The sequence below is a fragment of the Larkinella terrae genome, assembly GCF_009668025.1.
In the GTDB taxonomy this organism is placed as follows: Bacteria; Bacteroidota; Bacteroidia; order Cytophagales; family Spirosomataceae; genus Larkinella; species Larkinella terrae.
Map to the genome: position 1 here is coordinate 1 of NZ_WJXZ01000014.1, position 13225 is coordinate 13225.

Annotated in this window: 8 protein-coding genes and 1 pseudogene; 7 read left to right on the forward strand and 2 right to left on the reverse strand. The window is 51.1% G+C overall.

The annotated features are described in order from the left end of the window. The first annotated feature begins 569 nt into the window (after positions 1-569). Positions 570-914 carry a cupin domain-containing protein gene (locus GJJ30_RS22105; RefSeq protein WP_154177377.1) on the forward strand — a complete coding sequence of 115 codons (345 nt, stop codon included), beginning with the start codon at positions 570-572 and terminating at the stop codon, positions 912-914. Between the two features lie 108 nt (positions 915-1022). Here GJJ30_RS22105 and GJJ30_RS22110 read toward each other — a convergent pair whose 3' ends face one another. Then, complete coding sequence (locus GJJ30_RS22110; protein WP_154177378.1) at positions 1023-1709, reverse strand: DUF421 domain-containing protein; 687 nt, start codon at positions 1707-1709, stop codon at positions 1023-1025. A gap of 58 nt (positions 1710-1767) precedes the next feature. Next, positions 1768-2205, reverse strand: coding sequence for a response regulator (locus tag GJJ30_RS22115; RefSeq protein ID WP_154177379.1), 438 nt, complete (start codon positions 2203-2205; stop codon positions 1768-1770). Positions 2206-2428: 223 nt separating this feature from the next. On the opposite strand from GJJ30_RS22115, the gene GJJ30_RS22120 reads away from it, so the two are divergent. From GJJ30_RS22120 to GJJ30_RS22140, 6 genes and pseudogenes are all read left to right on the forward strand, one after another. Continuing rightward, entirely contained in the window at positions 2429-2854 is a 426-nt protein-coding gene (locus GJJ30_RS22120; RefSeq protein WP_229313343.1) for a response regulator, read from the forward strand. A gap of 208 nt (positions 2855-3062) precedes the next feature. After that, positions 3063-7130 carry a hybrid sensor histidine kinase/response regulator transcription factor gene (locus GJJ30_RS22125; protein ID WP_154177381.1) on the forward strand — a complete coding sequence of 1356 codons (4068 nt, stop codon included), beginning with the start codon at positions 3063-3065 and terminating at the stop codon, positions 7128-7130. A 173-nt stretch (positions 7131-7303) separates the two neighbouring features. Next, the gene (locus GJJ30_RS22130; RefSeq protein WP_154177382.1) at positions 7304-7600 is read left to right on the forward strand and encodes an antibiotic biosynthesis monooxygenase family protein; all 297 of its coding nucleotides are present in this window, start codon (positions 7304-7306) and stop codon (positions 7598-7600) included. 72 nt (positions 7601-7672) lie between these two features. Then, complete coding sequence (locus tag GJJ30_RS22135; protein WP_154177383.1) at positions 7673-9727, forward strand: tetratricopeptide repeat-containing sensor histidine kinase; 2055 nt, start codon at positions 7673-7675, stop codon at positions 9725-9727. Between the two features lie 160 nt (positions 9728-9887). Next, positions 9888-10202 (forward strand): annotated as a pseudogene (locus GJJ30_RS32680) (receptor L domain-containing protein); the annotation flags it as partial. 471 nt (positions 10203-10673) lie between these two features. After that, positions 10674-12803 carry a putative Ig domain-containing protein gene (locus GJJ30_RS22140; protein WP_229313345.1) on the forward strand — a complete coding sequence of 710 codons (2130 nt, stop codon included), beginning with the start codon at positions 10674-10676 and terminating at the stop codon, positions 12801-12803. Positions 12804-13225 lie beyond the last annotated feature (422 nt).

The following is a 13225-nucleotide window of genomic DNA, read 5'->3' on the forward strand; positions in this document are numbered from 1 at the left end:
ATTCAATGCCAAGATCAAAGCCTTCCGGGCCCAGTTCAGAGGGGTAAGAAATGTGGACTTTTTCCTTTACCGATTAACGCAGCTATATGCTTAATCCAAGATGATCCACAACTTTTGAACTTGATCCTAGATCAGTCGGGAAATTTGTGATCAGTCGGGGGTAAGGCTACAATTTCAGGGAGGCTTACAGTGATTTTTGGATCAGATTTTTTTCTGATTCCGCTGGGTAAGGGTTTGTTTTCGTGTCCATAACCGTAGGCAAATAACTTAATCCCGGACCAGGCGAACCGAGAGTCCGCCAGCAACATCAACATCGAATCGGAACGCTTTTTTTAAATTTTGTTTATTGCTACTGGGAGGACCACCATAATGAAATAACCGAATTAGTAGGTGAGGACGTCTTTACCTTTAAAGTCAGTAATGGTTTTTCCATTATAACGATACGGCACGAGAACTCAGCTCACTATTGCCATCACTAGCTTATCAGCTTAGTCGTATTTCAGATAGATTGACAGTGTCAAGTGACGGATTTTATACAAAACGGCAAAACTAAAGGAACATCACCCCTTATGAAGAATGACGCTCTTACCATTCAGGATATTAGTGCGCTCGCCAAGGCAGTCACGGCTAACTATGCAAATTTCTCCCTTGCTTCTGTGAATGACCATGTGGTGAAGGTTAGTGTGATGACTGAAAGTTACAATTGGCATTATCATCCAAATTCTGATGAAACGTTTATGACAATTGAAGGAGTCTTATTGATTGATCTGGAGACAGAAACCATAGAGCTGTTTCCCGGTCAGCTATTTATGGTTCCCAAAAACGTCATCCATCGGACCCGGCCAAAAGGGGATCGGTCAGTTAATATCACATTTGAGCATGGTCAGATTGAAACCAGGATGGTGAATCGTTGAGCGCGAAACGAAGTGCATTAACCATTCGGGTTTTAAGCAATATAATGCGATGGACCCCACCGGCACATAGGTAAAAGAATTCGGGCTTTTTATTGAACAACAGCCCGTTTAGGTCCTTCGAACGGTTTTGATTGCCAATACCCACTCATCTTGTTGACACCGGAAGCAGCGTACGTAGCCCGGAAATAAGTGATCCACCTGCCCACAGGTCGTGCAGGCGTAATCACCCTCCTGAGAAACCATTGAACTTTTTTTTTGGTACACCTTCGGCAAAATAGGCAATCCCGGCTTGACCTGTTCATCCTCAAAATAATAAAAACTCACGTTCCCGTTGGTTTCCAGCAACGCCGTTTTCACCTGGCCGACATGTTCAATATTCTGCTGGCGCATCTCGGCAAAGAATTCGTCTTTGGCAAAGGTCTGTTCACTGGTCTCCACCAGGGCAAATACGCCCTCTTCAATGATATAAACGGGGTCACCTTCCAGAATGCTTTCAAAGCGTTCATTTTTAGCCGCAAACCAGGTAATCAGCCGGTAGAACAGAAGAATGGTAATAAATACCAGAAAGGCAGGCAGAATGGCATTATCCGGATTTGACATGGGATCTCCGGCCGCTGAACCCATCCCGATAATAATGGCTACCTCAAAAATTGACAATTGTCGAATCCCCTTCTTACCGGTCAAACGCAGAAAGACCAGAATAACCGTAAACATAATCAGCGTTCTGATCACAATTTCCAGGGCCAGACTCCAGTCTAAATTATTGATGAAAATGGCTTTAAAATCAACGTTCATAGGATGCTGGTAAGGGGGGCGGTTGTTCGATCCGGCTTTGAAACGACAAGGCCTTTTATTAAAGATCCTGGGAAGCAAACCGATTGGGGTGTAAACAGGTTGACCAGTAGTCAACGATTGCCTGCAACTGCTTTTGTATTTCAGCCACACGACTCCTTTTTTCAAAGAAACCCTGAATCGTCAGCTCATAAGCCTCCTCGACCAGGTGCTTGTAAACCGGATTGGTAAAAAAAATGAACGGGATGGACCGCTTTCGTAAAACCGGGTCTTGTTCGATCTTACGGCGCAGTTCAAGCCCGTTCATTTTCTGCATACTCACCTCTGAGATAATCAAAAATGGTCGCAGATCCGTCGTCCGCAGAAATTCTATGGCATCATAGCCACTGGTGAACAGCAGAACCTGGGAGTGGGGGGCAATCTCTTCCAGCATGGGTTTTAGAATAAATTGGTCATCTTCATCATCATCAATCAAAATGATTGGTCCGTTTATTTCCATGGCTTTCTATTAAGGTGTATTTTAAGAATAAAACAGCCTGGCTAATCAAGTGTTTGATGAAATTGGCACTTCGAGTATACGGTATTTCTGGGGATGTTTTCGATGAATGGAGGCAACAAAATTTAATCGAACTCTAATCAGAATCTAACTGAAATCTAACACCGCCGGGGAATTTTCGCTCCCACAGTGTGGTTATCAAGACGCTCAAACTTATAAACGTTATTTGTTGGAAGAACCCGTTTGTGAAGCCCTCTGTGTTTTCATTGTCGACGATGATGAAGATGATCAATTTCTGCTTCAGCAAGTGTTCAACGAGTACTGCCCCGAGTGTCATGTGACGGTACTAAGCAATGGTCTGGAGTTGCTGGCCAGACTGTCAAAAACGACGATATTGCCGACCCTGGTGCTGCTGGATTTGAACATGCCCCTGATGGGCGGTTTTGAAGCGTTGGTGCGTATTCGGCAAGAACCCAGATACAACGCTTTGCCGGTGGTTGTGCTGACCACGTCGAACCAGCAGGAAGATCGCGAAAAAGCCCGGCAACTCAAGGCCGACGGCTTTTTTACGAAGCCGTCGGAAATGCGGGAATACAGCGAGTTGATGCTCACCTGGCGCCGTGATTTTCTGGTTGGCACACCAGATTCATAGGTAATCTTCCACTTTTTCCAGGGGCCTGTCAATAGATTGGGGAGGTTGACAGTGTGCCAGCCTCATCCCAAACTGTTTATAATTGGCCGCTTCTTTTATAGTGTTGATTTATTTAATTCCCGCGAAGTAAGAAAATAACTTCTCTTTATCTCCAATCCGGTAAATTTTGCATATTCGGTTTTTCTCTGACCAGAAATTCCATTTTGCCATGTCACCATCAGGATGGTTAGGTGGTTTTAGCCTGATCGTATCTATATTGGTTTTTTGGCATGGTGCGGGGCAGTTCGCCAATGCCCAGGAAATCAATTTACCGCAGCCTGAATTAATTACTGATCGCCAGGGCCTCCCCCAGGCCTTCGTCCCGGACATCGTTCAGGATCGTCAGGGGTTTATCTGGGCAGCTACCCGCGATGGCCTGTGTCGGTACGATGGGATTCGATTCAAAGTATTTCAACCGACCGCCGAAGGCCAGCCATCACTTTCGTTTGCCGGGGTTAGTCGCCTGTTACTGGACTACCGGGGGCACATTTGGATTACATCGGAACTGGGAGACCTGGATCGATTTGACCCGGTCGCCGAACGATTCGTGAATGTTTCCCGGCTGTCTGTCTATCAGGCAGCGATGGGGACACAAAAGCCTGCTTTTTTCTGCATTGATCGCCAGGAACAACTGTGGCTGGTTACTTCCCTCACCAATCAGTTGATTCGCCTGGATCTGAAAAAAAGGAAAATAACCCGGTTTTCTCCGACTACTCAATCTACCGGAACGATTTTCGATATCATCGAAGCGGCCGACGGCCAAATTTGGCTGGCCACTAGTCAGGGGCTCGCCTATTTCGACCAGCGAACCAATCAGTTTCGACCGTATAAACCGCTAAGGGCAGGATTATTATACCCTGGGGAAGATCATTTTAGCCAACCCATTTTTCGCCTGTATGCAGTTCCATCTGGTCACCTATTACTGGCAGGCAAACAACAACTATCCAGGTTTCTTCCCCGTACGGGAGCGGTCCAGCTTTATCCGTTGCCCGATGGAAAACCCGATTGGAGTCAGGCAAATTTTACTCAGGATGGCGCCGGCCGAATTTATTTTGTGTTTGGAAACGCGCTTGCCCGGTTAACGACGGCAAAAGGTGTGGAGATAATAGCGCGACAGCAACCGGCCGATTATAACAACTGGGGCACCCGTCTGTGGATTGACCGATCGAATGTATTATGGGAAGGCACACGGGGCAGGGGCATTCGGAAGTACGACCTGGTGGCCATGCCTTTTCGGGCCCGGGCCTACCAGCGTTCGTTTCATGATGACATTTTAGGCGAACAGGGTTTGGATATACCCGAGGCTAAAAGGCTACTGACACAACGTAAAAGTAGTTATGACTTTCGCTATACCATCGATCACAAAGGCCATTTCTGGTACAATGTGGGTTCCTCCCGAATTCGACAGGTTGATTTGAAAACAAAGCAGGTTGAACAACGACCCTTGCCTGCCTGGTTTGCCAATCGGGAGTTTGACGATAAACCGTGCCCATTGGCAACCGATCCCCAGGGTCAGGTTTGGGCGCTCCATGATTCCACCGCCTGGTCCTTCGATGAACGAACCCAGCGCTGGCAAAGCTGGCCGTATCGCATTCCTTCTTCTTTAATCGGCATCGTCCTTCTTTTTACGATCGACGAAGGAGCTTTATGGCTGGCTACCGACCAGAAAGGACTTTGGCGGATGGATCGAAAAACCGGTCGATTGCGGCAATACGCAAACCGACCGAATGATCCTTATTCGCTGAGTAACAATGCGTTGTTTTGCCTTTCAGGCGATCCGACTGACCCAAACCGGCTCTGGCTGGGAACTTTTGGCGGTGGTCTGTGTGCGTTTGACAAACGAACCGGCCGGTTCAGACGCTTCACCGAACGGGATGGCCTGCCGAACAACGTGATTTATTCGGTGATTCCTGACCGGCAGGGGTCGCTCTGGATGGGGACCAACAAAGGCATTTGCCAGATGGATCGTCGCACCTTCAAAACCAGAACCTTTACGCGGAATGATGGTTTGCTGGCCGACGAGTTCAACCGCTTTCACTGGCTGTATTTACCAGGGATGGGAAGCCGTAATGCCGGGACCGCCAGGTTGCGACCTTCCGTTCACGGGGATCGAATCATCATGGGAGGCCTGGAGGGAATCACCAGCTTTAATCCCGGTAGTCTAATTCAGGATTCCTACGAACCCACGGTTGAACTAACGACCTTGTTGGTGAATAACCAATCAATTGACTCGCTACGGTCAAAATGGCCGGAAGTTACCGGGAAAAACGGGCCTGTTTCGGCACTTCAGAATCTGTCATTGACCCACGACCAAAATTATCTCACCGCAGAATTCGCGGTTATGCAATACAATCGACCCACTAAAAACCGGTATCGCTACCGACTGGTGGGTCTCGATGACCAATGGATTCCTACTGATCGATCGGTTGCCATTTACACCGCCCTGGCCCCGGGTCAATACGTCCTGTGGCTCAACGCGTCGAATACATCAGGGCTCTGGAGTCGGCATGTCCGAAAACTGAATCTGGTCATTCATCCCCCGTTCTGGGCTACCTGGTGGGCCTATCTGGTGTATGCAGCAGGCGCTGTTGGTTTGGCGCTGGTCGGGATGCGCCTGTACGCCAACCGGGTTCGGCTGCGGCAGTCGCTGGCCCTCCAGCAACGCGAGATTGCACTCGGTCAGCAGGAAGCCCGGCAGCTTCGGGACATGAACCAGATGAAATCGAACTTCTTCGCCAATATCACCCACGAATTTCGCACCCCGTTGACGTTGATTCTGGGACCCACCGAGCAGATGGCCAGTGAGAACCCGGAGCCGAAAAATTACCGACGGCTCATGACCATTGAACAGAATGCGCACCAGTTGCTGCGGCTGATTAACCAGTTACTGGACCTTTCAAAACTGGAAGCGAGTGTGATGCCGGTCAACGAATCGCCAGGTGCGCTAACGGAAAGTATCGCTTACTGGTTACAGCCGCTGGCGGAGCAGGCCAGTTCGCAGGGGTTGACGCTTTCTTTTACGTCCGAGGTAAAGGGCGCCTACTGGTTCGATGCCGAGAAACTGGAACGCATTGTTTACAACCTGACGGCTAATGCACTGAAATTTACAAAAATTGGCAACATCCAGATGTCGCTGATGCCAGCCCCGGAAGGCATCCGTCTGATCGTTACCGATACGGGCCAGGGTATCTCCGCAGAGCACTTGCCGCACATCTTCGACCGGTTTTATCAAGCTAATCCCTTATCGAATGAGACCGAACAGCCTGGAAATCTTCGGTCAGGGACAGGTATTGGTTTGGCCTTAGTGAAAGAACTGGTGAGTTTGCAGGGCGGGCGAATTTCGGTGGATAGCGTGATAGACCAGGGGACAACCATTATAGTGGATCTGCCCTTTCGGGCTGCGACCGATACCACTTCGAGTGAGGAAACGGGACATGATAGTAATTTCAATCAGGAGCAATGGACGCACAGGAAGGAAAATGTTCCGCGCATTCTAATTGTCGAAGACAACGACGAATTAGCCCACCTTCTGATTGATAGCCTGCCTCCGGTTTACCACATCGGGCGGGCGGTGGATGGACAGGATGGCCTGGAAAAAGCGCTGGAATACCAGCCGGACCTGATTATTTCCGATGTGCTGATGCCCCGGATGGACGGTTTTACACTCTGTGGCCACCTGAAAAGTGACCTGGTCACCAGCCACATTCCCGTGATTTTGCTTACGGCTAAAACCGCTGCGGAGGACCGGCTGGAAGGTCTCTCGCAGGGCGCGGACGACTACCTGACCAAACCCTTTCAAGTCCGTGAACTCCAACTGCGGGTGCGTAACCAGCTTGCCAGCAAACAGCGGCAGCGCGAGTGGGTACGGGCTAGCCTGACCTCGTCCGACCCTGAAGCCTCCCAACTGGCAGCTACCCCCCTGGACCCTTTTCTGACTCAGCTATATGCGTTGATCGAGACTCATTTGGACGACCCCTTGTTTGGGGTGGATAGTCTGGTCATGAGCCTGGGGTTGAGCCGCACGAGTCTCTACCGAAAAATCAAATCCCTGACGGACCTGTCAATCAACGAATTGATCCGCAATTACCGGCTGAAACGGGCCGCGCAACTCCTGCGCGAAGGCCATGCTATCACCGAAACCGCCTATCTCGTGGGTTTTGACAGCCCGGCCTATTTTTCGAAATGTTTTCGGGACTTCTACCAACTCACTCCCCGGGAGTTTGCCGCTCAGGGTTGATCCACCTTTTTTCAGCCCCTGTTTATTCCCCTCCGCAGGTAACGACCGATTTTTTATAGTATCTGGAACATTTTTTATGGTCTCTGCGGGCTTCATCGGACACTTTTGTGAGCCGACTGCCCACCCGGTTTTCGGCTTTTCATAACCGTTCCCTTCCATCTCCCGTCGTTCTTATGTACGCACGTACTCTCGAAGGTGGCTTACGGGCCGAAGCCCACAGCGATGCCACCACCTATTTCCGGCTAAGTATTGGTCCCGCCCTGCGTCAACAGCCGGGCTTTCTCCATGGCCAGTTGCTGGCGAATTCGGTAACGAATCAGTGTCTGCTCCTAACGGTTTGGGAAACGCAGGCCGACCGGCAGGCGGCAGATGCCAGCCGATCGTTGCAGACCCTGTTGGGGCATCTGCAGCATTATTGCTCCCAGCCCCTGGTTTCCACGGATTATCAGCTAAATGCCCAGGTCAGTTGATCCCCGGCAAAACCGGTATTTCTGATAAGCCAAAAACCGGGCTACGTAATTCATCCTAAAGCCAATTCGCGTATGAACTATTCGCTACGCTTCACCCTCTTAATCAGTGTTTACCTGTTCTGGGGAAACAGTCGGATGTCCTGCGCTCAGTCAGCCGAAGTGGACAGTCTCAAACGACAATTGGTCCATTCGGTCGCTGATACCAACCAGGTGCGGCTGCTGAACCAGTTGGCGCGTCTTTATTTAGATATTAAACCCGATACCACCTACCGCCTTGCCCACCAGGCTTATCAACTCGCCCAGCAACTGGACGACAAGCCCGGTCAGGCGCGGGGCCTCAGTGTTATGGGCAGCAGCCTGGCCAGCCTGGGTGATTATCCGAAAGCCATCCGTTGTTTTCAGCAATCCTTACAGATTAGCCGCTCCATCCACGATCTGACGGCTACGTACCGAACACTCAATAACATGGCGGCTCCCTATCAGGATCAGCAGGATCATCGACAGGCGTTACGCCTGCTCCAGGAATCCCAGCGTATTTTTGAACAGGTTCATCGGAACGATGCCCAACGGGACGCCCATAGTTATGCTACCCTGTATGGCAATTTGGGAGAAGCCTTTCTAAAGATCGACCAGTTGGATTCGGCGGACTACTACCTGCGTCAGGCCCTCCCCTTGTCGGAGCAGAAAGGTGGACGAATCGTTCTGGAACACAATCTCTACCAGTTGGGCGATTTGCAGTTGAAACGTCATGATACAACCGCTGCCCTGGCCTATTACCGCCGGGGCCTGGTGGCGGCCCGGGAAAGTAACACGACGGTTATCCTGGCCGACATCTATTTGCGCATCGCTACGGTGTATCAGGCAAAGGGGCCTATTGATTCCTGCATTGTCAACGCCCGCCGGGCCCTCTTAGCCGGGCAGCAAAGTGGTTATTTGAATGTCATTCTTTCCACCAGTGAACTCCTTACAAAGCTCTATGAGGGACGTGACAACACCCAGGCACTGGGCTACTACAAAGTAGCCGTTGCGGCCCGGGACAGCCTCTTCAGTCAGGAGAAACTCAAACAACTCCTCACCCTGGGCTTTGAGGAACAGCAACACCGGCAGGAACAGGCAGCTACGGAGGCTTTGTACCAAAACCGCATCCGACTGTACGGGCTCTCGGCCCTGATGGCCGTGGTGGTGCTGGTAGCGGGGCTGCTCTGGCGCACCAACCAACGGCAACTGCGAAGCAATCAGTTGCTCACTCGCCAGAAAACCGAACTCGATCAGCAGCGAAGCAAGGCTGAGCAGGCACTACGGGAGCTCCAGACAACGCAGACCCAGCTGATCCAAAAAGAAAAGATGGCTTCTTTAGGGGAACTCACGGCCGGTATTGCCCACGAAATTCAGAACCCGCTCAATTTTGTCAACAACTTTGCCGAGGTGGGAACGGAACTGATTGAGGAGTTTCAGGAGGAGATGATTCCGCACCTTTCGCCTGTTCAGAAAGAGCAGGCTGTCGAGTTCCTGAATGACCTGAGTCAAAGTCTGCGCAAAATTACCCACCACGGCCGTCGGGCCGATGCAATTGTGAAAGGGATGCTGGCCCATAGCCGGTCGGCAACGGGCACCAAAGAACTTACCAACCTCAATGCGCTGGCCAGGGAATACTTCCATCTGGCTTACCAGGGAATGCGGTCGAAAGACAAGGAGCACTTCAACGTAACCGTGCAGACGGATTTAGATGAGAGCATGGGGCCGGTTTCGGTGATTCCCCAGGATATTGGGCGGGTACTGCTGAACCTGTTTAACAACGCCTTTTATGCCGTTCAGGAAAAGAAAAACCGCATGGCGATGGAAGATTACCAGCCAACCGTCTGGCTTCGGACCTTTCAGGAAACGGATCAGGTGATCATTCAGGTGCAGGATAACGGCATGGGAATTCCCGAATCCGTTCAGGACAAGATTTTTCAGCCTTTCTTCACCACCAAGCCCACCGGCGAAGGAACCGGTCTGGGATTGTCGCTGAGTTATGACCTGGTGACGAAGGGCCATGCGGGTTCGCTGACGGTGAAGTCGGAACCCGGGCAATATACCCGGATGCAAGTTGCCCTTCCGCTGAACCCAATCCCGCAACCCGTTTAAGTCGATCTCCTCATTGAATTGCCTTCTGGCCGCCTGCTGAACGATTTTTGATAGTATCTGGACGGTTTTTTATAGTCCTGTCGGGCCGGTTTGACCCACCTTTGTGAACACATACCTAATCCATTCACGTATGAAATCTTTTCTACTTCGAACGAATTCAATGCCCGCCCGGCTTCCCCAAGGCTCCCTTCGACGGAAGCTGGCTCTGTGGCCAGTTCTGTTAGTCCTTCTTCTGTGTGGGTGCCTGACAAGAGCACACGCCCAATGTCCAACCAGGGGTGCCATTTTACAATCTCAGGCGGATGTCAATGCTTTTCCACCAGGGTGTACCCATCTAGTGGGCGACTTAGAAATAAGGGGGGACAACATTGTCAGTCTGGAGCCCCTCAAGAATCTGAGCTCCATCAGCGGTGAATTAGTGATTATGGAAACTTCCCTGAAAAATTTGGAAGGCTTAGATAATCTGGAAACTTTAGGAAGTGATCTTTGGATAAGGGATAACAGCCAATTAACTGATTTGACGGGCTTGAGGCAATTATCCTCCGTCTTAGAATTCAATCTTATTAATAATCAAAGCCTGACAAACGTAACCGGATTGGAGAGTCTGACGCTGGTCCGAGGTGATCTCACGATTACCTATAATAACCAGTTAACCAGTCTGAGTGGCTTCCGTGGGCAGATATCGACCAGATCCTCCGTTTATCTGCAATTTAACCCCAAACTAAAGAACCTGATTGGACTCGAAGGGATAACGAGGCTATATTACCTTTCTATACAATATCACAGCGGGCTTGAAAGTCTTCAGGGCTTGAATAACCTCGTATCACTAAGTAAGGGAGTTGACATCTATTCCAATGATCAATTAAAAAATCTAAGTGGTCTGGAAAAGTTTCAATCGGTGGAGGGGGACGGTATTTACATTGGTGAAAATAAAAATCTAAACTCATTGAGTGGCTTAATCAGCTTAAAGCAGACACCTATTCTATCCATTTATAGGAATTCCAGCCTGAGCCAATGCGCGATCGATCCCATCTGTCTGTTGCTGGCCAATTCGAATACCCAAACACAAATCGAGGGCAATGCCCCGGGCTGTAGCTCAGTGGTCGACATCCAGGCAGACTGCGCACCGCTTACGATCACGACACAACCCGCTGATGCCGCCACGGTTTGCGCCGGCGCTTCGGTTTCGACTTCGGTGGGCGTCTCGGGAAACGCCCGTACTTATCAGTGGTACCGCAATGGGCTGGTCCTGCCCCAGCAGAACCAGCCTACCTTGGCGTTGACGGGCGTAAAGCTCAGCGATGCGGGCTCGTATTCGGTGGTAGTCAGCAATTCCGTTTCCAGTGACACCTCAGCTATTTTTCAACTCACAGTCAATGAACTTCCCGCCGTCAGTATCAATCCATCGTCCACGGCCGTTTGCGCCAGTACTCCGGCAATCCTGAACGCTTCCGGGGCTGCCACCTACCAGTGGCAGGGGCCGGGCGGTTTGACCAGCACGGCTAGCAGTGTGACCGTCAGCACGAGCGGAACCTACTCCGTCATCGGTATTACCAGTGCCGCCTGTTCGGCCTCAGCTACGGCCAGTGTAACCGTCTATGATGTCCCACCAACACCGGTGATCAAAATATCACAAGCTGTCACCCAGCCTATCCTCCAAAACACGCCTTATGTTACGCTGACGGTATCGGGTTGTTCGGATGGAACGATTAGTTGGCAGGGCCCGGGCGGAGTCAGCGGCAACGGCACCAGTATTCCGGTATCCACCTCAGCCACTGGCAACTTTGCCTATTCGGCTACCTGTCAGGTCGGCTTCTGTACCAGCCTCCCTGGAAATCTGACCGTCGCTATCAGCCCTCCGCTAGTCAGTGGCAGCTTCGACGGTTTTGTCAACGGAGCGGATTGCAGCACGTTTCGGGGCTGGGCCTGGGATCGCAACAAAGTCAACACCCCGGTTTCGGTCGATATTCTCGACGGACCTACCGTTATCGCGACATTGCTGGCCGATGTCTTCCGCCCCGATTTGCAAACCGCTGGCAAAGGCAATGGCAAACACGCCTTTAGCTGGAATATTCCCGAAAATCTCAAAGATGGCCTGACCCATAACCTTTCTGCCCGGGTCTCGGGTAGTAGCTTTATTCTGAAGGATTCGCCCAAAGCCCTGGTTTGTCAGGGAAGCAGCAGCCCGGCTAATAAAGCGCCGGTGCCGCCTTCGCCCACGATTCTGGTGGCTCCCCTGGCCGCTCAGGTCGGGGTTCCGTTCTCCGGTACGCTGGTGGCTTTCACTGATCCGGAAGGCCAATCGCTGACCTACGCGCTGAGCGGTTTACCCGACGGTTTGTCGATCAATATGTTAAACCGGTTGATTTCGGGCACGCCCACGCAGTCGGGCACCTTCGTGCTGGCGTATTCTGCGACGGATGGGGGTGGTTTAACGAACTCGGTGAGCTTTCCGCTGACGGTTAATCCGGCATCGACCACGGCGGTGACGGGGGATTTTGAGGGCTATCTCGACAAGCTGGATTGCGGAGGCATCCGTGGTTGGGTCTGGGATCGTAAAAAGCCCAACACCCCATTGACGGTGGAGTTTTATCTGGATGGTTCAGGCACGGTTTTGGGCAGCACGGTCGCTAATATATTTCGGCAGGATCTGAAAGATGCGGGCAAGGGCAACGGTTCGCATGCGTACAATTTCAGTCCGCCGGGCAGTTTGACTAATGGAACGATGGTGCGGGCCCGGGTATTGGGATCGACCTATGAACTAAAAGGTTCACCTAAAGCCTACCAATGCGCCCCCGCCCGATTGTCGGCCGAATCCGGTTCAGAGCTTCAGGTAACGGTTTTGGGCAACCCGGTTTCCGACCAGCTTCAGGTGGAGATCCGGGGAGCGGAAGGGCAGGAATTACGGTTACATTTTACCGATGCCGCCGGTTGCTTGCTTCATCAGCGACAGATTGAAGCAGCCCGGGTCGTCGAGCACCAGCGGTTCTCGGTTCAGGGGCAACCCTCCGGCTTGTTGCTGCTGCGGGTCAGCAGTGGACTCAAAAGTGTTACGGTGAAAGTCCTGAAACAGTAAAACGGACTGGGTGACGTCTGATCCTGAAAATAACCCCTGTCCAGGATTTGGGCTAAGGTCAATTTGGGTAAGGCTACACATGAATCTTTTTTACATGACACTTTTTTGCCGATTTCTACACCATTTTGATCAGTCTCTCTTGTTCAGTTCGCTGCTGACTACGCGTTAGCAGTGAACTGAACAGCGTAAGAATTAGGGTTTGAAACACTGCATAGGTGCATTAGTTTGAATCTGGTAAAGGCGTGGGCTGCTGGCCTGCGCCTTTCTGGTTAAAAAGGCTGCATTGATCGAATACGGAAACGAAGGATTAATTTTTAAAGGTGATAGTATTCTCCGGCGAAATTGGAGTATTACTAATAGCTCTTCATCGGGCTATTAATAGAGATTGGTGTTTAGGACAAGCCCGGTTTTTGCCGGGTTCT